This is a genomic window from Acinetobacter sp. YH01024 (assembly GCF_013420195.1).
GTDB lineage: Bacteria > Pseudomonadota > Gammaproteobacteria > Pseudomonadales > Moraxellaceae > Acinetobacter > Acinetobacter amyesii.
On sequence record NZ_VOYQ01000003.1, the window covers coordinates 105509 to 129288 of the forward strand.

20 protein-coding genes are annotated in these 23780 nt (G+C 39.5%); 15 read left to right on the forward strand and 5 right to left on the reverse strand.

Features of this window, described 5'->3' with window-relative positions:
• Positions 1 to 156: 156 nt before the first annotated feature.
• The 5 genes from FTT88_RS02665 (at position 157) to FTT88_RS02685 (ending at position 7207) form a co-directional block, all read left to right on the forward strand.
• Positions 157 to 1164: an AraC family transcriptional regulator gene (locus FTT88_RS02665; protein ID WP_180003059.1), complete on the forward strand. Its 1008-nt coding sequence runs from the start codon at positions 157 to 159 to the stop codon at positions 1162 to 1164.
• A gap of 84 nt (positions 1165 to 1248) precedes the next feature.
• Positions 1249 to 2400, forward strand: coding sequence for a cell division protein ZapE (zapE, locus tag FTT88_RS02670; RefSeq protein ID WP_180003057.1), 1152 nt, complete (start codon positions 1249 to 1251; stop codon positions 2398 to 2400).
• A gap of 525 nt (positions 2401 to 2925) precedes the next feature.
• Positions 2926 to 5088, forward strand: coding sequence for a malate synthase G (locus FTT88_RS02675; protein WP_168378907.1), 2163 nt, complete (start codon positions 2926 to 2928; stop codon positions 5086 to 5088).
• Positions 5089 to 5176: 88 nt separating this feature from the next.
• Positions 5177 to 5653 (forward strand): hypothetical protein, encoded by a 477-nt coding sequence (locus FTT88_RS02680; RefSeq protein WP_180003055.1) that lies wholly within the window; start codon positions 5177 to 5179, stop codon positions 5651 to 5653.
• Between the two features lie 111 nt (positions 5654 to 5764).
• Positions 5765 to 7207 (forward strand): aldehyde dehydrogenase family protein, encoded by a 1443-nt coding sequence (locus FTT88_RS02685; RefSeq protein ID WP_180003053.1) that lies wholly within the window; start codon positions 5765 to 5767, stop codon positions 7205 to 7207.
• A gap of 76 nt (positions 7208 to 7283) precedes the next feature.
• On the opposite strand, the gene FTT88_RS02690 is transcribed toward FTT88_RS02685, so the two are convergent.
• Complete coding sequence (locus FTT88_RS02690) at positions 7284 to 8270, reverse strand: hypothetical protein (RefSeq protein WP_180003051.1); 987 nt, start codon at positions 8268 to 8270, stop codon at positions 7284 to 7286.
• A 38-nt stretch (positions 8271 to 8308) separates the two neighbouring features.
• Between FTT88_RS02690 and FTT88_RS02695 the strand changes: the two genes are divergently transcribed.
• On the forward strand, positions 8309 to 8968 hold the full coding sequence (locus tag FTT88_RS02695) for an SOS response-associated peptidase family protein (RefSeq protein ID WP_180003049.1): 660 nt from the start codon (positions 8309 to 8311) through the stop codon (positions 8966 to 8968).
• Between the two features lie 21 nt (positions 8969 to 8989).
• On the opposite strand, the gene FTT88_RS02700 is transcribed toward FTT88_RS02695, so the two are convergent.
• A complete protein-coding gene (locus FTT88_RS02700; RefSeq protein WP_180003047.1) occupies positions 8990 to 9454 on the reverse strand; it encodes a MarR family winged helix-turn-helix transcriptional regulator in 465 nt (154 codons plus the stop codon).
• Positions 9455 to 10071: 617 nt separating this feature from the next.
• Here FTT88_RS02700 and FTT88_RS02705 point away from each other — a divergent pair.
• The 3 genes from FTT88_RS02705 (at position 10072) to FTT88_RS02715 (ending at position 13269) form a co-directional block, all read left to right on the forward strand.
• Complete coding sequence (locus FTT88_RS02705; RefSeq protein WP_180003045.1) at positions 10072 to 11592, forward strand: transporter associated domain-containing protein; 1521 nt, start codon at positions 10072 to 10074, stop codon at positions 11590 to 11592.
• A gap of 377 nt (positions 11593 to 11969) precedes the next feature.
• Entirely contained in the window at positions 11970 to 12698 is a 729-nt protein-coding gene (locus tag FTT88_RS02710; protein WP_180003042.1) for a hypothetical protein, read from the forward strand.
• Positions 12699 to 12717: 19 nt separating this feature from the next.
• Positions 12718 to 13269 (forward strand): hypothetical protein, encoded by a 552-nt coding sequence (locus FTT88_RS02715; protein WP_180003040.1) that lies wholly within the window; start codon positions 12718 to 12720, stop codon positions 13267 to 13269.
• A 97-nt stretch (positions 13270 to 13366) separates the two neighbouring features.
• Here FTT88_RS02715 and thiM read toward each other — a convergent pair whose 3' ends face one another.
• The 3 genes from thiM to FTT88_RS02730 form a co-directional block, all read right to left on the reverse strand.
• The gene (gene thiM, locus FTT88_RS02720) at positions 13367 to 14236 is read right to left on the reverse strand and encodes a hydroxyethylthiazole kinase (protein ID WP_180003038.1); all 870 of its coding nucleotides are present in this window, start codon (positions 14234 to 14236) and stop codon (positions 13367 to 13369) included.
• Between the two features lie 11 nt (positions 14237 to 14247).
• Positions 14248 to 15405 carry a hypothetical protein gene (locus tag FTT88_RS02725; protein ID WP_180003036.1) on the reverse strand — a complete coding sequence of 386 codons (1158 nt, stop codon included), beginning with the start codon at positions 15403 to 15405 and terminating at the stop codon, positions 14248 to 14250.
• Between the two features lie 149 nt (positions 15406 to 15554).
• Positions 15555 to 15818, reverse strand: coding sequence for a hypothetical protein (locus FTT88_RS02730; RefSeq protein WP_078193641.1), 264 nt, complete (start codon positions 15816 to 15818; stop codon positions 15555 to 15557).
• Positions 15819 to 16313: 495 nt separating this feature from the next.
• Between FTT88_RS02730 and FTT88_RS02735 the strand changes: the two genes are divergently transcribed.
• From FTT88_RS02735 to FTT88_RS02760, 6 genes are all read left to right on the forward strand, one after another.
• Positions 16314 to 16589, forward strand: a complete 276-nt coding sequence (locus FTT88_RS02735) for a hypothetical protein (RefSeq protein WP_180003034.1) — start codon at positions 16314 to 16316, stop codon at positions 16587 to 16589.
• Between the two features lie 355 nt (positions 16590 to 16944).
• Entirely contained in the window at positions 16945 to 19554 is a 2610-nt protein-coding gene (pepN, locus tag FTT88_RS02740; RefSeq protein ID WP_180003033.1) for an aminopeptidase N, read from the forward strand.
• Positions 19555 to 19886: 332 nt separating this feature from the next.
• Positions 19887 to 20099 (forward strand): hypothetical protein, encoded by a 213-nt coding sequence (locus tag FTT88_RS02745; protein ID WP_180003031.1) that lies wholly within the window; start codon positions 19887 to 19889, stop codon positions 20097 to 20099.
• A 225-nt stretch (positions 20100 to 20324) separates the two neighbouring features.
• A complete protein-coding gene (locus FTT88_RS02750; RefSeq protein WP_180003029.1) occupies positions 20325 to 21101 on the forward strand; it encodes a Rossmann-like and DUF2520 domain-containing protein in 777 nt (258 codons plus the stop codon).
• A gap of 62 nt (positions 21102 to 21163) precedes the next feature.
• Entirely contained in the window at positions 21164 to 21847 is a 684-nt protein-coding gene (locus tag FTT88_RS02755; protein ID WP_180003028.1) for a class I SAM-dependent methyltransferase, read from the forward strand.
• Between the two features lie 218 nt (positions 21848 to 22065).
• Positions 22066 to 23682, forward strand: coding sequence for a GMC family oxidoreductase (locus tag FTT88_RS02760; protein WP_180003026.1), 1617 nt, complete (start codon positions 22066 to 22068; stop codon positions 23680 to 23682).
• The last annotated feature ends 98 nt before the right edge of the window (positions 23683 to 23780 follow it).

Genomic DNA, 23780 nt, shown 5'->3' on the forward strand with positions numbered 1-23780 from the left:
ATTTTTTTAATTCCAAGCGAGATTACAAACTAAGCATACTTGAGTTCATGATCAGAACAATATGATTGAGATGACAGAAAAATTGATCGAAACGGCAATGTTCATAATTGCAAATTTGTAGTAAAAAAGAAGAAATTTAATGTCATTTTACGATTTATGAAACGATCCATTCTAAGCCTGATGTATCTTGTACAAGGAATGCGTAAAGCAGGCGTAGATGTCGATCAACGTTTGCAAACTATCGGGCTGCGTGTCGATGCACTCGATCCTACTTCGGTGATTCATCCGAGTTTGGAGTGGGATGTACTGAAAGTCATTGGTAAAGATGTAGAACCTGAGCAAGGGTTATTTATTGGTCAGCATTATACGTTGGCGGGTTATGGTCCGTTGCTGATGTTATTGGTCACCAGTGATACTTTACGCCAAGCTTTAAATCAGGGGATTCGCTTTCAACAGTTGACACATCTAACTGGGCGTTTGAGTTTGCAAATCAGTCAGCATAAAGTGGCCTTATGTTATCAACCCCAAGATGTGTATGCACCACTGGGTGCATTATTGGCACAGTCGGAAATTTCTGGAACGTATAAATTCATCCGCGATCTTTACAAAATGATGGGGTTATCGACACCACAAGTTCAAATTGATTTGCCTTTTGCTGAACCCAAAGATCCTGAAAAATTAAAAATGTTCACCGATTATTATGGTCCACAAGTTCGCTTTGGTGCGCCATTTGCGGCATTTTGGTTCGATGAAGATGTTTTAGATATTCGTATTCCATCCGCAGATATTATTACTTTTCGATTATATGAGTCGAAGTGTATTGCGGAGTTAGAACGTTTAAGCGCCGATGAAGATGCGCCATCATTGGTTCAACGTGTGCAAGATTATTTGGAATTACAAAGTGGTGCGATGCCAAGTATGGCAGCAACTGCTCAAGCGTTGAACTTGCCTGAAAGAACTTTGCGTCATCAACTGCAACAGTTAAATACCAGTTATAAGCAAATTCGTGAAGATATTATTAAAGATAAAGCACTCCGTATGATTGAATATAATGAATATTCAATTGAAATGATTGCAGAATTGCTGGGCTATTCAGAACCTGCGGCGTTTAATCATGCGTTTAAACGTTGGTTTGGGCATAGTCCGAGACAATATAATAAATAGCCAATGCGCTTTACTGCCAAAGTGTTATATCTTCGAGTTTATTCTTCGTTATAATTCATTTAGCCCCAAAAAGTATTTAATGATATGTCAGATTTTCAGTCACCACACAACACCGCATTTACTCCGATTTCACCGGCTGAGCGTTATGCTCAAGCCTTAGCATCTGGTCAGTTTTTACCAGATCAGGAACAGGCGCAAGCAGTGCATGAGTTGGATCGAGTTTGGCAAGAATTAATCCAACGTTTTAAGGCTTCTAAAAAAGCGTTTCGTCGTTTCCGTCGTCAAACTGCACCGAAAGGGGTGTATATGTGGGGCGGTGTAGGACGTGGTAAAACTTGGCTGATGGATCAGTTTTATGATTCTGTGCCATTTCGACGCAAAACTCGTATGCATTTCCATCACTTTATGCAGTACGTACACCGTGAATTAAATAAGCTTTCAGGTCAGCGTAATCCACTCGACCTTGTGGCCGACCAAATTTATAAAGAAGCGGTCGTGATCTGCTTCGATGAATTCTTTGTATCCAATGTCACGGATGCGATGATTTTGAGCGATCTATTCCAAAAATTATTTACGCGTGGCATCACTCTTGTTGCAACATCTAACATTGCACCCGATGGCTTGTATAAAAACGGGATTCATCGTGACCGTTTTATCCCAACCATCGAAATGGTAAAAAAGAACTGTGTGATTTTAAACGTAGACTCAGGCGTAGATTATCGTTTACGTGTATTGAAACAAGCGCAGTTGTTTAAGTCGCCTTTAACACATGAACATAAGTTGTGGATGGCACAGCGTTTTACAGCATTAACGCAAACCCAAACGGTTTCACAAGAGCCAATTATTATTAATCAGCGTATTGTGGAAACCATTGGTCATACGGAAGATGTACTGTGGTGTGAATATTCTGAACTTTGCCTAAAACCACGTAGCCCAGCGGACTTTATTGAAATTGCCAATATTTATAATACGGTCTTGGTGAGTAATGTGCCGCACATGACGGATTATTTGTCTGAAGGGACACGTCGTTTTATCTACTTGGTTGATGAGTTTTATGACCGTGGTGTGAAGTTGTTGCTTACTTCAGAAGATACGATTATTGAATTATATCAAGGTGAAAAATTGGCATTTGAAATTGAGCGTACACGTTCGCGCTTATTGGAAATGCAATCTGATGATTATCTACATACCTCTCACCGTCAAATCAATGCACCAGAATCTACGCCAGAAAATTAAGCGTTTCTGTTGGAATGAAAAAAGAACGTCTTGATGGCGTTCTTTTTTTTGATTTTTAGTTTTAGAAAACATGTATAAATTAAGAAAAGCTGTGGAACGAACAATAGAAGTTAAAGCCAAGTCTCATGATAAAAGCATCATTAAATAAGAAGTATGGCTGTTTAATAATTCATCGATAAAAGCGTTAAATTTAAACTGATTGGTTGAAGTTGTAGCATCGACATTGGCAGCATTTCATGGCTTAATCGAGTGAGTTTGTTTGACGCTTGGGTCTATTTGTTCAGTTTTAGAACAAAATTCTGCACTTAAGTCTAATTTCGACATTTCAAAAACTTTATACACTGTAAAAAGGTATTCAGGCTGATGATGACGTCGTATTTCTGATCTTTATTATGTTGAATGATGAGGGTATTTCATTACATAGAAAATGATCATTATTTAGGAATGTGATAGTACTATTCAGCAAAGTATAAATGGGTATACTAGAATCTCTTGTTATAAAAAATAGCAATATCAGGAAAGACAATGACTGCACGTATTCAAAAAGGCAAGTTAGCGATTGCTAAAGAACTTTACGATTTCATCGAAAATGAAGCACTACCGGGTTCAGGTTTAGACAGTGAAACTTACTGGAAAAACTTTGAACAAGTCGTTGTCGATCTTAGCCCAAAGAACAAAGCACTATTGGCTAAGCGTGACGACATTCAAGCTAAAATTGATGAATGGCACCGCAACAACAAATTTGAACTCGAAGCTTACAAAGCTTTCCTTACTGAAATTGGCTACTTATTACCAGAAGTAGAAGATTTCCAAATCAGCACAGAAAATGTAGACGAAGAAATCGCATTATTGGCTGGTGCGCAATTGGTAGTACCTGTGCGTAATGCACGTTACTGCTTAAACGCTGCGAACGCACGTTGGGGTTCACTCTACGATGCTCTTTACGGTTTTGACGTGATCTCTGAAGAAGGCGGCGCGGAAAAAGGTAAGGGCTATAACCCAGCTCGTGGCGCAAAAGTTATCGAATTTGCTAAAAACTTCTTAAATGAAACTTTCCCGTTAGCAAATGGTTCGCATGCAGATGCAACTAAATATGCGGTAGAAGGCAAAAAGTTAGTTGTAAGCCTAAAAGATGGCTCAACTGCAACTTTAGCGAAAGAAGCTCAGTTTGTTGGTTTTAATGGTGACGAAGCTGCACCAACTGAAATCGTACTTTTAAACAATGGTTTACATGTAATCATTGAAGTTGATGCGACGAGCCCAATTGGTTCAACAGATGCTGCTGGCGTGAAAGACTTAGTTCTTGAAGCTGCGGTAACGACAATTCAAGACTTGGAAGACTCAATTGCAGCAGTTGATGCTGAAGAGAAAGTTGAAGGCTACCGTAACTGGTTAGGCTTAATGAAAGGTACGCTTTCTGAATCTATCGAGAAAAATGGTAAAACCGTTACTCGTACATTAAATAAAGACCGTACGCACAAAAACTTGATCGGTGGTGAAACTACACTTCACGGTCGTTCATTGATGTTACTTCGTAACGTGGGTCATTTGATGACAAACCCTGCGATCCTTGTAGATGGTGCTGAAATCTACGAAGGTATTATGGATGCATTGATCACACCGTTATTGACGTTTGCAGACATTAAAGGCGAAAACGAAAACAAGAACTCTCGTAAAGGTTCTATGTATATCGTTAAGCCAAAAATGCACGGTCCAGAAGAAGTTGCATTTGCAGTTGAATTATTTGAGCGTGCTGAACAAGCGCTTGGTCTACCTGCGAAGACTTTGAAAATCGGTATCATGGACGAAGAACGTCGTACTTCTGTGAACTTGAAAAACTGTATCGCGCAAGCGAAAGATCGTACGATCTTTATTAATACAGGTTTCATGGACCGTACGGGTGATGAAATCCATACTTTCATGGAAGCAGGTCCATTCGTTCGTAAAGGCGAAGTGAAGTCTCAAATCTGGTTCCCTGCATATGAAAACCGTAACGTGATGATCGGTCTTCAAGCAGGTTTACGTGGTAAAGCGCAAATCGGTAAAGGCATGTGGCCAAAACCAGATATGTTGCTTGATATGTATAAAACTAAGATTGAGCATCCAGAAGCTGGCGCAAGCTGTGCATGGGTTCCGTCTCCATCTGGTGCTGTTATTCACGCGATTCACTACCATCAGTGCAATGTTTCTGAGCGTCAAAAAGAGTTGTTGAATACTCAACCGCTATCTTTAGATGACTTGTTAACACCGCCTTTAGCGACAGATACAAACTGGTCTGAAGAAGAGAAAACCAAAGAACTCGAAAATAACCTTCAAGGTATCTTGGGTTATGTGGTTCGTTGGGTTGATTTGGGTGTAGGTTGTTCAAAAGTTCTAGACATCAACAACGTTGGTTTGATGGAAGACCGTGCAACTTTACGTATTTCTTCTCAACACGTTGCGAACTGGTTACGTCACGGTATCGTAACTGCTGAGCAAGTTGAAGAAGTATTTAAGCGCATGGCGAAAGTTGTAGATGAGCAAAATGCCAACGATCCACTCTACACGCCAATGGCACCAAGCTTTGATGGCTATGCATACAAAGCTGCTTATGATTTAGTATTCAAAGGTGGCGAGCAGCCTTCTGGTTATACAGAGCCGCTTCTTCATGCTTACCGTTTAAAATTAAAAGGTTATACAGGTGACTAATCTGTAAATCAAAAAAAGCCTCTTCGGAGGCTTTTTTTATTGCTTGAGAAAGTTAGAATGTCGACATAAAAAATGAAAAGGAAACTCCATGTATTTATGGAATGTAAATCGGTTGGTGGATGATATAAGACTGAATAAAGTCTCAGAAAGCCATTATAAAAACTACTATATTGCCAGCTCAATATTGATTTTCTTTAGCTACTTAGCACTGACCTTAACCCCAGAATCCAAACCTACAGAAGCTTGGGCTTCGTTTGTTTTACAAGTTGGTCTGCTGATCAGCTGGGTGAATGCCATATTTAAAGCCAATGGCGGCGAGCAAGGCCGAGATTTTTTAAAGCGCTTTATTGCATTGTATCTACCCGTGACCATTCAGAGTTTAGTTCTCTTTATTGCCATCGGCATTGTCATCGAAGCGCTACTACCCATGTTGACCGTAAACATGGATGAGGCTGCACTTGAGCAACTCACCACAGTTAAAGATCTGAGTTTTGAAGTCGTCATTAGCTGTTATATTTATTGGCGCATCTATAAAGCGATGCAGCAGATTAATCATCCTGTTTAGGTTGCAGCGCTGTACGAAAAATTATTGATAAAGTTTCTTCCTGTTTTTCTCATAGCTTTTCGATACTGAAGTCTTTACATTGGAATGAATGATAAAAATGGGATGGAAACGATGTCAGCTTATACCGCATTAGATTTGCAATATATTGGTGGACAGTGGCGAGCAGGGACTTCAACGCGCCACATCAAGAATATCAATCCCTTTAGCCAAGCAGAGATTTTTGAATTGCAGGCAGCCAGCAGTGTCGATGTAGACAGTGCTTATAGTGCGGCAGAAGCTGCCTTTAAATCAGAAGTGACCAAGCCCATTGAAGTACGTCAGCAAGTCATCACTAAATTAACTCAAACCATTCAGCAGCGCAGAGAAGAAATTATTCAATGGCTGATAGATGAATCTGGTAGTACACGTTTAAAAGCCAATATTGAAGTTGATGCAGCGCTCGGCATTATCCAAGAATCGTTGCGTTTTCCTGAAAAAATGCAAACTACGCAGCTAGAGAGTAAAGACCCGAGTCGAAAGAGTTTTGTATTGCGCAAACCTTTGGGTGTCATTGCGGTGATTAGCCCGTGGAATTTTCCATTTCATTTATCGATGCGTTCTGTGGTGACTGCGATTGCCTGCGGTAATAGTGTGGTGTTGAAGCCTGCAAGTGACACGCCAGTGACAGGTGGAACGTTGCTCGGAAAATTATTTGAAGAAGCGGGCTTGCCGCATGGCGTGTTAAATGTCGTTGCAGGCAGTGGCAGTGAAATTGGCGACTATTTTGTAGAGCATCCTGTGCCTAAAATGATTTCATTTACAGGTTCAACTGAAGTGGGTCAACAGGTGGGGGTGAAAGCGCTAGGAAGTTCACGGATTAAGCGTTTAGCGCTGGAACTTGGCGGCAATGCGCCTTTGGTGATTTTAGATGATGCAGATTTAAATTTAGCCGTTGAACTGACCGTGATGGGGCGTTTTTTGCATCAAGGACAAATCTGCATGAGTACCAATCGAGTGATTGTGGATGAATCCTTGCACGATGCTTATGTTGAAAAATTAATTAAACGGGTAAAAAGCATTGTGGTCGGTGATCCGAATGATGTCGAAACTCTGATAGGCCCTATCATCAATAAGTCGCAAATCGATAAATTAAAAACCATTATTCAAAATGCCATTCAGCAAGATGCGATTTTAGCCTATGCAGGCGGTATAGAAGGTCAATTGGTTGCACCGCATATTTTCACCCATGTGGATGCACATGCTGATATTGCATTAGAAGAAAGCTTTGGGCCAATCTTGCCGATTTTAAAAGCGCGAGATGAAGCACATGCACTAGAATTGGCGAATTCAACCCGATTTGGTTTATCGAGTGCGGTATGTACGTCAAACTTGGCGCGCGGCGGGGAGTTTGCTGCCAAACTCGATATAGGCATGACGCATATCAATGGCATCAGTGTGGCGGATCATTCTAATGCACCCTTTGGCGGTGAACGTAATTCAGGCCTTGGTCGTTTTAATGGTGAGTGGATATTTGAGGAATTTACCCGCACCCATTGGCAAACTTTCCCTGCTTAAAATACGCAAAGTGAAGTCTATTTAATCTTGTGCAATAGACTTCACTGCAGGTTCTGTTATGCAGGACATTTTTAGTTTATTTCCATGAAATATGCGGCAGAATATAGTCCCAAAAACGGCTCCAACGTGTTTTGTAATACAGAAAAGCGCCAAGATCTTGGCTTGAACAATTATCCTGATAGTACATTTGCTGATTCATCAACAGCATAGGTTTACGCTGCAAAGCCGTCATATATAGCTTGACCTGAACCTTGTAATTGTAGATTGAATAATTAGAAGAAATAGTCTCGGTTTTCATTTTTTGGATATTGTTAATATACACATCAAACTTCAAGCCATTTTTGTAATCCGTTGCCTCATGAATTGTTCGATCTTCGATTGGAATAAGCGGATTGTTATCACTAAACGCTAAATATGCATTATGTTTTTGTTTTCCTTGTTGATAATTAAACTGAATAGCTGAATTTGCAGTGGTGAAATAGGGGAGCGCATCCAGAGGATTGATCTTAAAAGTGCCTGTACAATCTGTCCTGACACGGCCTTCATCTGCGTTCACTGTAAACCAGTCAAATTGATCTTCTAATTCTGTCGTGTGGGCTTCATCTGCGTCAGGAAGAATCACGCCAAATTGATCTCGTTGTCTTTGCTGATTTTGCATCAAGCGATAACTATTTTGAGCATGTTTTGCAAAACGGATTTCAGGAAACATTTCTGGAGATGTAATTTTAAAGTCAGAGACATTGATCATTTCACCATAGGGCAGGATGACTAATGAGAACTGCTGCTCTTGGGTGTTGGGAAGATTTTTGACCGTGACCCAATGATGTGTACTGATCATTTGCTGATTGCGAAAATGCTTATATTGAATGCGGTACTTGCCTGCAGGAATCTCAGTCTCATTGATTAGGTCTTGTTTAAATGGATATTCGTTGAGATAGAGCGCGTCGAGACTAAAAGGTAGAAATGAAACGGTATGTACAGAGACTTTTGCGGCATGTGCGGTTGGATACAGGTACATACTTAGAATTAAGACGATAAAGCGACTTCGGTCTAGATTTTTCATTTATTATAAAGATTGAATTTTTGCGGATTATGGTAAATATGTGTGCTAATTTCAAACCGATTACCTTATCGCAATTAAAGTCTCAAAACTTGCCTGAAATCAGCTTTGAATATCCTGAGGAAGTCTATCCAAATTATGATTTGCCGCTACTCTTTAAGTCTGAACAAGGGCTAGAGTGGCGAAAAGTGAATTTTGGCATGGTGCCTAAATGGGCCGAAGACAAATCAATTGCACTTAAAACCTATAATGCCCGAAATGAAACTTTGTATCAAAAGCCTACGTTTATTAATGCGATTTCAAAATGTAAGTTTGGCGTAATACCCGTGTCTGAATTTTATGAGTCAATGTATATCGATAATAAGCCGCAGCGTTGGAGTGTTAAGCGCAAAGATGGAGAAGCGTTTTATATAGCTGCCTTATATGACATTTGTAGACAAGGTGACGAGATTGTACGTTCAAGTACCATGATTACGATGGATGCTATTCAGCATGAGATGATGAAACACTTTCATGAGCCGGGCAATGTAAAGCGCTCGGTGATTGTGATTCCGCATGCGCGATTAGAGGAATGGTTAAGCTGGAAATCACCCAATATCCAAAGTTTTGTACAGGGTTTTCCCGTTGATGAATTTGAATGCGCGCATGCACCTAAAATAAAAATCGAAAAAATCAGTCCCCAACTGAACTTTTTCGATTAATACTTCGGTGATGCAGAATGCTTAGCGCGCTAAGTTTTTGAAGATGTGCTTTAAGCTTTCCATGGTTTTTTCAATTTGTAGCGGTGTTAAGCCTTCAAAAGATTGCTCGAGAACGACATTCGTTAGATCGTTAATCTTCTGCGTCATTGCAGTGCCTTTATCGGTTAACACGACGCGGGTAATACGCGCATCATCTTCACAAGAATAGGTATCTACTAAGCCTTCATCTTTTAAGCGATAAACAATTTTGGTTGTCGTCGACATTTTAGACACGACCATTTCAGATAAATCCGAAACGCTCGCATGTGGCTTAGACTTGAGTGCGAGAAGGATACGGCGACGTGAATTATCAACACCATACTTTTTTAAGGCATGGTCAACGTTTAAAACGTATTGAGCATGAACCTGAGTGACCCAGTAGAAAGGAAAATTTTCTAAGCTAAAGTCATCGGTGGATGGTAAAAATTTTGAATACTTTTTTGTCATGAAGAAGTCCCCTGAATATTTGTTTTAATTTTATTTAATGTTTTAACATTCTATTGAAAAATAGAGGGTAATAGCAAGAGTTCACAATAAAAAAATAGAAAGTAGAAGATATCTCATTTTTAGATTATCTTAATAGATTATATTGATATTCTGTCCAAGCGATTAAAAAAGAATAAAAGTAATTTTTGCTATAGAGAGATAGTGTAGTGAAATAAATAAGTTTTTAATTCAAATTGAATATTAATATATTTTACCAAAAGGTTGAAATAAATAATTCATTAGATTTGTCATACAATCTTATACAACGCATTTAATTACATTTAATTAAAAGTCAGGTGAATTCATACTTTTTTTAAAGTGGAAGAGGAGATCTCAAAAAGTAGGTTTTAACATCTAGATGTGTATTTTATATCGCCCATTCGATTTGTAATACATTCAGCGTTTTTAACATTTTGTCATATTGTTGCTGCGAAAAAATATGCTTGAATACATTACAAATGCGCAAGATTATGCATAATGGAATGGTCTCTAGTTACACAGGTTAAATTTATGGATCCGTCGCCGTGCGTTGGTCTGATTGAAGATATTCTTACAATCCAGAATGAGGAAGAGAGCTAATGGAATTTTTGTTAGATCCCGGAATCTGGGTTGGTTTACTTACATTAATTATTTTAGAAATTGTACTAGGGATTGATAACCTAGTCTTTATTGCCATTTTGGCAGAAAAACTCCCTCCAGAACAACGTGATAAAGCCCGCGTACTTGGTCTTTCACTCGCATTATTTATGCGATTAGGATTGTTATTTGCAATCTCTTGGTTGGTCACATTAACAAAGCCCCTGATTACCGTTTTTGATTGGACATTCTCTGGTCGAGATCTCATATTATTGTTCGGTGGATTGTTCTTAGTTTATAAGGCAGTCACAGAGCTACATGAGAAATTAGAAGGAAAACCAGAAGTTCAAGTGACAACAAAAGTGGCATATGCCAGCTTTACAGCAGTTGTTGCGCAAATTGTTGTCTTAGATGCGGTTTTCTCTTTAGACTCTGTCATTACAGCGATCGGTATGGTCGACAACATTTATGTCATGATGGCTGCAATGATTGTGGCAATGGCAGTGATGTTACTTGCATCTAAACCGCTAACGGCTTTTGTAAACCGACATCCGACCGTCGTGATCCTATGTTTAAGCTTCTTATTGCTTATCGGTATTAGTTTGATAGCAGAAGGTTTTGGTTTCCATATTCCGAAAGGCTATATCTACTCAGGTATTGGTGTTGCGATTGTCATCGAAGCCTTTAACCAGTTTAGTCAACGCAATGCTCAAAAACACGAAGCGAAAATTCCATTACGCCATCGTACTGCAGACAGTATTTTAAAACTGATGGGTGGGCGCTTAGAAGCTGATCAAGTCGGTAATCAGGCGCAAGAAACCTTTGCAGACGAAGAGCGTTACATGATTGGGGGGGTGTTGACGCTTGCAGAGCGTTCAGTTGCGTCGATCATGACTCCCCGTAATCAAATTTCTTGGGTGGATTTAAATGACACACCTGAGCAAATTCGTGAGCAAGTCCTTTCTGTGCCGCACAGTTTATTCCCTGTGTGTCGTGGTAGCTTGGATAAAGTGATTAGTATTGTCCGCGCGAAAGAACTTATTGATGTTCTAGACAGTGAAGATGATCTAAAAGCATTGATTAAACGTCATCGTCCAATCTTTATTTTCCAAAAGATGAAGGTGATTGATGCGATTAATACCTTGCGTACCTCTAAAGGCTCTTTGGTATTGGTTACGGATGAGTTTGGTGCGGTACAAGGTCTGATTTCACCACTCGATGTGTTTGAAGCGATTGCTGGTGAATTCCCTGATGCTGATGAACAACTAGATTTGATTAAAATCGATGATGCATATTGGAAAGCTTCAGGCATGCTCGATCTGTATCAGTTAGAACTTGAATTGGAAATGCTGGATTTGATCGAAGAAGATGATGGTTATATCAGTGTTTCAGGTCTTATTTTAGATCAGACCCACGGCAATGTTGAAGTCGGGACTGTAGTTGATTTTAAAGGCATCCAATTTAAAGTTACGGCAATGGATGAAAACCGCATTAAAACGGTTGATATCTATTACCAAGCTTAATGCTTAAATTTTAAAATAACTCAAAGACAGCTTTTCGAAGCTGTCTATTTTGTATGACTAGAAAGTATAAGAAATCCTATCCAAGGGGGCTGTAATTCACGATGTTAAAACGTATTATATTTACATGATGTAACAGTCAAAAAACGCTGCATCTTTTGAGCTTTTAGAGGGCTAAAACGGTTCAAAAGTAAAAAATATTGATATGGTTGGTTTTAAAAAAGCATGAGGTTAAATAGTGATTCAATTTAACTCGGGGTTTTAATCATCATAGATGATCTATGAATAATTTTATTTCATTTAATACCGCTTCGGAAAACTTTATAACTAGGTACTTTGAAGAAATTCAAAGTTAATCCATTAAAAAAATGGGTGTTGGTATGGCGATCACTGAGAATATCATTGATTTTTGCAAACTCACGACTGAAGAAAAACATGAGTTGTTTCAACGGCTCTGGGAGTTTGATCAATGTATTTTCCCGACTTCGAAAATTGAGCAACTCTATCAATACATGCATGACCCCGATATTGTTGCATTACCAATTATTCAGTATTTTGAGCAGGATAAACTGATCGGGCAAAACATTGTGCGTATATTAAAAATTATGCATCGCAATCGGCCGATTTTTATTTTTAATTCACGAGCTGGGGTATTGGTTGATTATCGTCGGAAAAACCTGACCTTAAATTCGGCGATTAAAGTGGCGATGCAGCATCAGATTCGATTTCCAGCGATTCCTATGTGGTTTGTGGCTACATTGGCACAACCAAAGGTATATACATTATTTGCCTCGCGCTCTGTTAAGTTTTATCCAAGGCATGGTGTCCCGATGCCCACTGAGTATGCGGATGTTTTAAATAGTTATAAAATCCGTCAGCATGATGTGCAGCATCGCGCTGAGGATATTTTTGTTCATCGTTGTGATTTACCGAAGGTGACGCCTGAGCAATTGGTTCGGCTACGGAAAAAATCTGATGAACATGGTCAATTTTTTATGCAGCACGTGCCAGATTATTTTGATGGCATGGGTTTAATGTGTATTTGTAAATTAAATGTTTCAACTATTTTTGAAGCAAGTATGAATCTGGCAGTTGGGCGGGCAGTTTAATGATGGACATGGATGTGTTATGCGACAAATGACGATATATCGATTATTCGGTTTCGGCGCGGCGATCTTTTTAACGGCTTGTCAGCCAGCAGAGCAAAAAGTACAGGAGCAATCGCAGAAATGTGTTGCCCCCGAAAAACTGGTCAAACAAATTTATGATCAAGAGTTGAAATTGCATGCTTTGAGTAAAGATCAACTTACTGCCTATTTTGAGCCATCGTTAGCGGAACGTATGCAAGCAGAAATTAACTGTAAGCAGTCGCAACAAGCGTGTAATGTGGATTTTGATATTTTCACGGATAGCCAAGATCCGCAGCAAGATTCGAAAAAAGGTGTTCAGCCTAAACTGAGTTTTGATGAAAATAAAAACGTCGTTCGTGCTGAGTTTAAAATTGGTGATGAAGCCAAAGTATTAAATTATGAAATGAGTGGTGGAGACTGTTCAAAAATCAAAAATATTGTTTATGCGGGGGACTATGACCTCGACATGATTTTGAGTAATCCAACAGAAATGATCGAAGATTCAGAAATGTTTGATGCCAATGCTGCAAGTGATAGTACGGCACAGTAAATTTTTTCGCATATTAATTAGTACAAAACAGTATGAATCCCTGAACAGCTTGAGTCCTATACTCAAGCTGTTTTTGTTTTCTCAAGCTATCATAGCTTCATAGTGCATAAATTTGCATGTTGGCAAGTTGATTGAAATCATCTTCATTGAGATTATAAATTTCATCTAAAAATGCAACATTAAAACTGCCGACACTTGAGCTAATTTCATAGGCTTTTTGACCCGCAATCGCAAAGTGCAAATGTGCTGCGACCGTGCCAGCAGTTAGCGTTTCACTCACGGCGCAATAAGCCGCTGTTAACGCACCTAAAGCGCAGCCAGAAGCCGTCACTTTGGGTTGTAAGTAAGATCCACCATTAATCTGTATCACCGCATTCATTTCTTTCGATAAGATGAAATCCGATTCGCCTGAAATTGCCACACATTCACAGTGTTCTAATAAGGGTGCAGCATTTAAGTAAATTTCTGCACTATTGAGCGTGCTATCGACACCGCGTGACTCACCTTGATTACCTGCAAGACCACTGATTTCTGATGCGTTGCCACGGATTATGCTTGGCTTGTACTGGAGTAATTGGTCAACCATTTCAGATCGCCACGGCAAAACGGGGCCATAACCGACAGGGTCAAGCACCCAAGGTTTATTTAAATTTTGTGCTGTTTGTGCAGCAATTTGCATGGCCTGCATTTGTTCAGACGTTGGCGTGCCTAAATTGATATTCAAGGCACTGGCAATTGAGGCAAAGCTTTCGGCTTCAAAGGGATTGTCAATCATTGCAGGAGAAGCACCCGCAGCCAAAAGGACATTGGCGACGTAATTGCTCGCAACTGCATTGGTGATGATGTGCACCAAAGGTTGTTTGGATTGAAGTTCAATCCACGCATTAATGACGCTTTGCAAAAGCGGGCTATTTAAGTCAGTCAATTCACTGTTCATGGTCGTTTCAAAATTTTCAGATTGATTCATCGGTTTCTCCCTTAGCGGGTGAAGTAATGGTCTTGATGTTTACAATTACGGCAGAACAGGGTCACATAATCTGCGGCATCATAATCGACAGAGAGCTCTTGTGAACCACAGTACATGCAGCGCTTTGTGGAATAAAAATTTAAGCGAGGTTCGATTTTTTTCCAAGCATGGCGTATCGGTTGCACAAAGATACTTTCATCGAGTCCTAAAAAGTGAAAGAGCAAAATTTCACTCATTTTATTAAAGGGGAGTTGTGGCGGACGAGGTAGAGTAAAGGTTTCCCATTTTTCCTGTAAGCCACGTTCACGATATTGCTGTAAGGTCTTTTTTAACAGATTGGTGTTAATGAAATTTTCATTACGGACTTGCAGGGCTTTTTGTTTATGTAGGTATTCGAGTGCTGACTGAATCATATAATAAATCTGCCCAACCGCTAGATGGTCGAGTAGGCGATAACAGAACACTTGAAAGCTTTTATTCCCTGCAATTTGAATACCCCATGTCTTACAGTAAAACTGCATGAATTGCACAATTTCTTGAAAAAGTAGGAGATACAAGCATTCTTTCACTTCGTCAGCACTTTTAAAGGGAACACCCAAGGCTAAATTTTCATAAAACCAATGACGGAGTTGCTGCGCTACGCTAAAAAGACTGGGCTCCGAATAGCCATCCAGACGGACATTGATATAATACTGCTCAGCTTGCAATGCATCATCTTTCACAATCAAAATTTGCTCATGTACGAGATGCTTTTTGAGCGACTGTTGAAAGAGATAATTCGGGCTGATGTTGTGATATTTAATCGTATCCCAGTCGATAAATTCTTGATGTGCCGTATGTTCTTGGACATGATTATCCAATAAAGCCAGCAAAAAGAGTTTCTGTAAAAAACTCAGTTCACTTAATTCACGCTCAACGATATCTTTATTTTTAAGTTTACGCTGTTCTTGTAAACGGGTTTCTTTCAGGAGTTTTTTTCGCGCAGCCTGACAGTTTTCACAATGACAGTTGTATTGCTGTTCTGGAAATATTTGATGATGACAGTGGCTACACTGATAAAAATTAAATTCTTGCTCATCTAATTTTTCAGCATCTACCCAATACATAGATGCACGACACAACGGGCATTGCGTACTTTCATCCATTTGTTTGCGTAGAATATTGAACATGTTTCCAGCGTTTCTTGAAAGATTAAATTGATTATACACATCTCTGTTTAAAGACGGGGTTGCAATTTGAGTTGCGGCAGCTCAGGCGAGAAGTCGACATATAAAAAAAGCTGCATAGTGATGATGCAGCTTTTAGTCAGAATGGATTATTAATAGGCGGCTGGGCATGGGATCGATTCGTCCTCCTCTCCAAGTTGTTTGGCTTGTATTAAGGCTTGCACTTTTTTAGACGCGACTTTTTTAGTGCCTAATGCACTATATGAGTTAAGTAATGAACTGACCTCAAAGGCTTTGAGCGGAATCCCTTCGCAAGTCATAAACATTGCAATTACTTGATGGTCGATATTTGCAGCATCAAGCGCTTGCAGGGTCTTCATATTTTCAATACGGATGATGTGTTCTTTAATAAACATAATGCACCTCTTTTTGTTTTAGCCTGATGATTTTGCTTTTGGCAATTAAGTAGATGCAAAACGCATGCTCAAATGTTTTGAGTAGACATTTTAAAGCAGATAAACTTTATAATTATTTACTAAGATATTGAAAATAAATTATTAATTTAAAAGTAACAAAATAATATTGATGCGTATGGCTATGTCTAATGAATTCTCAAAATGCTTAAACTGTTGAAAAAGAAACATCTTGGTGCATCGTTTAAACAGAAGTATGCAATCAAATACAAATTAGAAGATTGATATGAATTACGTACTAAGGTGCTTTTTGGAAGGAATCACCTAAGCGATTGGATTTGAAAAGTATATTTGTATATATTGAGCTTATAATTTTTAATGATCTAGGCTTCTAGGATTGAAACCAAGCGGAATCTACTGAACTTGATACACAGCATGATTCAGCTGGATTTCTAAAGGTTTTGATCTTTTTTTATCCTTTCTTTGTATGGAATACATATGTCAGACGCACTTAAAAACAGCAATATCACCCGTATGCAATTATATAAGCAGCCACAGGGTACGGTTGGTGCGCTGATTATTGGGCATGATCAAACACTGGAAAAGACGATCGAGTTACTTGGCCTGGCGCAGCAACATCAAGTATCTAAAATTTATGTGGCGGGTGCGACGGAAGAAATTCAGCAATTCCTCACCTCAAAAGTCACGGCATTTCAATTTTACTTTGCTGCAGACTATGACAGCGCGCTCGATTTAATTTTCGAAAATCAATAATCCTCTAAGTCTTAAGCAGGAAAGTTTGAGCGCAATAATTTGAAGTTACAGAAGTATATAAAGCACCTGTACTTTCTCTTTCTAGTATCTAGGTACTTTATTTATTTGATGTAGATAAATAATTTCCATATTGCAGTAGCTGTGCTCAACTCAGGCATTTATTTTGCTTAAACATGGCGAAAATATGTGCCAGCCTTTAAATTATTCTATAAAGATGATTGAAAACAACATGCGCTGAGCCCATATATAAATCATTGTAAATGCGAAGACAGCTTATGCATCTTGTCGTATGATCAAGTCATTCACAATGTGTTCAAAAAGCTGATGAAGCAATAACTAAGGAATAGGACGAGATATGAACATTGCGGCAAATCCAGTGGTCGAAGCAGACCAAACTGTTTATTTAAAAGATTATCAAAAACCATCATTTGTCGTAGATAGTATCGATCTTGATATTCAAGTCTTTGATGACCATACCAATGTAAATGCAAAATTAGTGATGCAGCGTCAAACGGCAGGGGATTTGGTGTTATTGGGTCGTGATTTGGAACTCAAATCAATTCGCTTAAATGGTCAAGTTTTGCCAGCAGATGCCTATGTTGTAGATGCAGAACAACTGGTGATTTCAAATGCACCTGACCAAGCTGTCATTGAAACTGAAGTCGTGATTCATCCTGAAAGCAATACTCAACTCGAAGGTTTATACCAAGCGGCAGGCGATTTATTCGTTACTCAAAACGAGCCTGAAGGCTTCCGTAAAATTACCTATTATCCTGACCGTCCTGATGTGCTATCGGTATTTACCACACGTGTCGAAGCGGATAAAAAATTCCCTGTATTACTTGCCAATGGTAATTTGATTGAAGCGGGTGAAACCGGTGAAGGTCGTCATTATACCGTTTGGCAAGATCCAACCAAAAAACCATCGTATCTATTTGCTTGTGTGATTGGTGATTTGGCAGTACTTAAAGACACTTATGTGACGTCTGAAGGTCGTAATGTTGCTTTAGAAATCTATGCAGAAGAAAAAGACATTCCAAAATGTCATATTGCCATGGAAGCTTTAAAACATTCGATGCGTTGGGACGAAGAACATTATGGTCGTCCTTATGATTTAGACAATTATATGATCGTGGCAACCAGTGCATTTAACATGGGTGCAATGGAAAACAAAGGTTTGAATATTTTCAACACCTCTTGTGTGCTTGCTGATGAAGAATACACCACAGATGCAGCGATCATGCGTGTTCAGTCTGTGATTGCACATGAATACTTCCATAACTGGACAGGTAACCGTATTACATGTCGTGATTGGTTCCAACTTTGTTTAAAAGAAGGTTTGACGGTATTCCGTGATCAGTCGTTCTCAGAAGATTTACAATCTGCTGCGGTACAACGGATCGATGACGTTGCTGTGTTAAAAGCTCATCAGTTCCCAGAAGATTCAGGCCCGCTTTCACATCCACCGCGTCCAGATCATTTTGTTGAAATTAATAACTTTTATACCGCAACTGTGTATGAAAAAGGTGCGGAAATTAACCGCATGATGGCGACACTCCTGGGCAAAGAAAAATTCCGTGCAGGTACTGACGAATATTTCAAACGCCACGATGGTCAAGCCGTGACTGTTGAAGATTGGGTGGCAGCACTGACAGCAGGTTCAGGTGTAGATTTATCGAGTTTCTTGATTTGGTATAACCAACCGGGCACACCAAAACTTGAAGCAAAAGGTGAGTACGATGCTGCAAATCAAACCTATACTTTAAGCTTGAAACAAAGCTTAAAAGCGCATCCGAAATATCCAAATTTAAAAGCTGTGCCTATTCCTGTGGCTTTGGCATTGTTTGATGCCACGAGTGGTGAACAGTTACTTCTCAGCTCAGATGCATTGGTTGAAAATGGCATCAAAGATGGCGTGTATTTATTTGATACCGATACTGCAACAATTACATTTAGCGGTGTAAAAAACCAGCCTGTTGTGTCTTTACTGCGTAACTTGTCTGCACCTGTTAATCTTGAATTTAACTATTCAGATGAAGAGCTTGCATTCCTTATGCAGTACGAGCCGAATGGTTTTAACCAATGGCAAGCAAGCCAAACCTTGTTAGAACGTATTTTGTTAAATGGCCATGATGCCGACATCTATGTTCAAGCCATTCAAAATACATTACCGGCATTGGTTGAGCGTGATCCATTACTTGCTTCACGTTTATTCGATGTACCGACAGAGGGTTATTTAGGTAGCCGTATTGATACCGACTACAGTCCTGCCAAAGTGCAGGAACAGCGTGAAGCACTTTTAAGTCGTGTGGCACGTGAGTTAGGTGCTTTCTTTAAAGAGACTTATGCAACTTTAGACCCAGATGCGCAGAAAGAGTTTTCACAAGCTATGGGCGTTCGTGCATTGAAAAACATCATGTTGAGCATGATGGCACGTCAAGGCGATGCATCTGTATTTGAATTGGCTTATGAACAATTCAGCTCAACAGGCAATATGTCTGAACGTCTTGGTGCTTTAAAAGTATTGGTTTGGAATGATGCACCACAAGCACAGCAAGCTTTAGAAACCTTTTATACACGCTTTAAAAATGAAGCTTTGTCGATGGACCAATGGTTTATGTTGCAAGCGGCACATCCGAAAGCAACTGCGGAAACCATTAAGGCACTGACTGCTCATCCTGATTATGACTTGAAAGTACCGAACCGTATTCGTGCGGTTACTGGTGGCCTGAATAGCAATCCTGTCAACACATGGAGCTTTGGTGTGCAGCATATTGTTGAATTAGCTAAATTCCTTGATGAGAAAAATCCAATTGTCGGTTCACGTTTACTGCAAATTTTGTCCCGTTGGTACACTTTGGCAGAACCGCAGCGTAGTGAAGTCAAAGCAAAACTTGAAGCACTTAAACCTGTTGTGAAATCGAAGAATGTGTCAGAAACATTAAACAGTATGTTGAGTGTTTAATCGTTCAACCACATTGTACGATTGATTTGAGTTAAATCAGTCGTACTGAAATGAGCCTATTGCCATGGCTATGGCAGCAGGCTTTTTTATATCCAGTCTTTTTATCCAATCTTTAGCTAGGATTGAAAATCAATCATGTTTAGATGACTGGAACTGAATGATTTTCTCTAATTATTCATTTAAATCACATAATAATTGCAACACAAATCACATAATGGCGTTACAATGATTTCGGTTTATCCTATTTATAACTGTATGCGGTAAGGCATCCAAGTTTATGAATGTTTAGATATTTTTATCTATTTCATTATGCAAGATTTTTGAGGCGAGTCATGTTAGTTAAGGTTGATGATGGTTTTTATTTAAACTCACATCATATTATTGCAATTCGGATTAATAGAGATTTGCTTGATACCTTTGTTGTTTCGGTAGAATACACACCGAACAGTGTGCAAAACACAGGTGTATTTGAAAAGAAATTCAATGCGCGCCGTGACGCAGAACAATACCTACAGACTCTGAATCAAATCATTGGTAAATCGTAAAAGCTAAAGTGCATATCGAATATTGTCTAGATTGAAAGCGATATGATATGCATTAGACTTAGATTGACGTCTAGCAAAAGGGATGAAACGCATCCCTTTTTTTGTGCTTATCTGAGCGAAACTAATGTGAAGAATTGAAAATAAATCATTCTATCGATACAACTCGATTTGCACGTCCGATATTTTCCTGACATGCTGTAGCCATCGAAAATGAGTTAAAACTATATGCGAATCAGTATTGTGGGTGCAGGTCGTGTTGCACATCATTTGCTCAAAGTACTTCATCCACAACATCACATTGTGCAAGTTTATGCGCGAAATCTTGAAAAGGCAGAAAAACTTGCAGCAAGTGTAGGTGCAAAAGCCGTTGATACCCCGACAAAGTTGAATGCTGAGATTGATCTTTTGATCATTGCGGTGAGCGACCAATCGATTGCAACCGTTATTCAGCAAGTTACAGCCTATCTGCCACAGGTTTTGATCGTGCATACTTCAGGTAGCACCAATATCACGGTACTGACCCAGCAGCATTTGCGAGCAGGGGTGTTTTATCCTTTACAAACCTTTAGTTTAGATCGAGATGTGGACTGGACGTCTACACCGATCTTTGTAGAAGCTGCGGATTCTAAAGATTTGAGGACACTAACAGATTTAGCAAACAGCATGAGTCAAAGGGTTTATCAATATGATTCGGCACAACGTTTAAGTCTGCATCTTGCTGCGGTGTTCGCATGTAATTTTAGTAATTATTGTTATGACATGGCAAAGCAGGTTGTCGATGCAAAATACGTCGATTTTAGCTTGCTTTATCCATTGATTTTAGAGACAGCCAATAAAGCGACTCAGGCTGAACCGCGTAACATGCAAACAGGCCCTGCAATGCGTGGGGATCAAAATATCATGCAGATGCACGCCAATATGCTTGAGCAAGCTGATCAAGTCGATCTGAAAGTGGTCTATGAAATGCTGAGTCAGCAGATTTTTGAGCATCATCAGAAATAAACAATCTATAAAGAACAATGAATATTTATTAGCATAGAAATACATGTCAATCAGGATGTTACATGGCAAAAGATTTTAATAGCCCACAAGTGGTCGAAAGTTATGATGCACATATACGTAAATTAATTCCCGGTTATGAACTTGTCCATCAACAGATTCAGGCGGTGTTAAATTGCTATGTCGCTGAAGATGCCCATGTACTGATTATTGGATGTGGGACGGGCTATGAATTGGGCTATCTCATGGCCTTGAATCCAACATGGTCATTTACCGTTACAGAATTATCTGAAAATATGCTGAATCAAACACGGCAAAGTGTTGAAGCTGCTGGACAGTTGCATCGCGTCAAATTTGTTTTGGGCAGTCACACTACTTTTGAGCAGGCGAGTTGTTTTGATGCGGCGCTGAGTATCTTGGTGACGCATTTCATTCTGTTGTCAGAGAAAACTAACTTTTTAGCAAAAGCTTTTGAATTGCTTAAACCGCAGGGCATTTTTGTAAGTTTTGACTTGATGCAAACTCATTCGAATTTTGAGCAGCGTGTCCTACCTGAATTTTGCCAAATGCAAGGTTTATCTGCTGTACAAGCGACAAAAATGATGCAGCGTTTAGAGGATGATTTTGAACTGATTAGCCAGCAGCACTATCAAAATTTACTAACGGAAATAGGCTTTGATCAAATCCATTGTTTCAGCCAAATCTTTAGCTATGCAGCTTACAGTGCTTTTAAAACGTCGATTAATTGAAAAAAATAATAGAGTCCACGATTGGGCGTATGAAGTTCATCGATCAATTTGACAGATATTGATGCCACCTTGCAAGAGTGAAGCATGAAACAAAATTTCGATCATCAGTTTCATCCTTCTTGCACGGTAGCGTGTTCATTTTTTTAAAAAAGAAACTTTTCAGTCAGCGTTAAATCACTTATTGTGCATTTATAAAAAGAATCAATTGGATGAAAATAATGTCAAAAATGGAATTTGATTATATTGTGATTGGTGGCGGAAGTGCGGGTTGCGTACTGGCTGCACGACTCAGTGAAGATCCGAATATATCTGTGTGCTTGCTAGAAGCAGGTGGACAAGGTGATCAGTGGACGGTCAATATTCCAGCTGCATGCGTGGTGAGCTTGCCGACCAAGATCAATAATTGGGCTTTTGAAACTGTGCCACAAGCTGGCTTGAATGGTCGTAAAAGCTATCAACCACGTGGAAAATGCCTAGGCGGTTCATCTAGTATTAATGCCATGATTTATATTCGTGGTCATAAAAATGATTATGATCAATGGGCGGTACAGGGCAATACTGGTTGGTCATACGACGAGGTCTTGCCATATTTTATTCGCTCAGAAAATAACAACCGAATACACAATGAATTCCACGGAAATGACGGCCCTCTATCCGTCACAGATGTACAAAGTGACAATATTTTCCATCAACGCTATACCGAAGCGGCTCGTGCACAAGGCCATAAAGTCCTCGATGATTTTAATGGCGCAGAACAAGAAGGCTTAGGGGTTTATCAGGTAACGCATATCAATGGAGAGCGTTGTAGTGTGGCACGTGCGTACTTATTTCCACATTTAGATCGGCCAAATTTAACTGTATTAACCAAAGCAACAACGCATAAAATTACCATAGAGCATCAAGTTGCGACTGGTGTAGAAGTACAACATGCAGGGCAAATGAAACACCTAAAAGCCAGACGTGAAGTCTTGCTCAGTGCCGGAGCGATGCAGTCACCGCAGATTTTAATGTTGTCTGGAGTGGGAGATCAGGCCGAGCTACAAGCGCATGGCATTGAATTGAAGCACCATTTACCGGGTGTAGGAAAGAACTTCCACGATCATCCCGATTTCATTTTTGGTTATAAAGTCAAAGAATATCAAGGCACATTTGGGGTGTCCTTACCAGGCTCAATTGATATGTTTAAGCAGATCAGTCGTTATCGTAAGGAGCGACGGGGCATGATTGCTTCAAATTTTGCAGAATGTGGTGGTTTTCTAAAGTCTTCACCCGATTTAGCGATACCAAATTTGCAATTACACTTTGTCGTCGCGTTAGTAGATGATCATGCACGGAAATTTCACGCAAGCCATGGTTTGTCTTGTCATGTGTGTCTGCTCAATCCAAGAAGTCGCGGTACGATCAAATTGAGTGGTTCCAGTGTAAATGATCCATTATTGATTGATCCAAACTTTTTAGGGAATGAGCAGGATTTAGAAGATTTGGTACAAGGCTTTAAGTTGACGCAGCAATTAATGATGTCTCCGTCTTTATCGAGTCATTATCAGCAAGATTTATTTACCTCACTGGTCAAAACAAATGATGATATACGTGCAATCTTACGTCAGCGTGTGGATACGGTTTATCACCCTGTCGGTAGTTGTAAGATGGGCGTGGATGAGATGTCTGTGGTTGACCCTGAATTAAAAGTCTACGGGATTCAAAACCTTCGTGTCGTCGATGCCTCTATTATGCCTTCTGTGGTGAATGGCAATACCAATGCGCCGACAGTGATGATTGCTGAAAAAGCCGTGGATATGATTCGACAAAGTCAGCTCCAAGCGCAAGTAGCCTAGTGGTTATTCGTTTTTATGTGATTTGATACAACACAGATAAATCTCAGATCAAAAACAGCAATAAAAAACCACCGCTAACGGTGGTTTTTTATTTCATT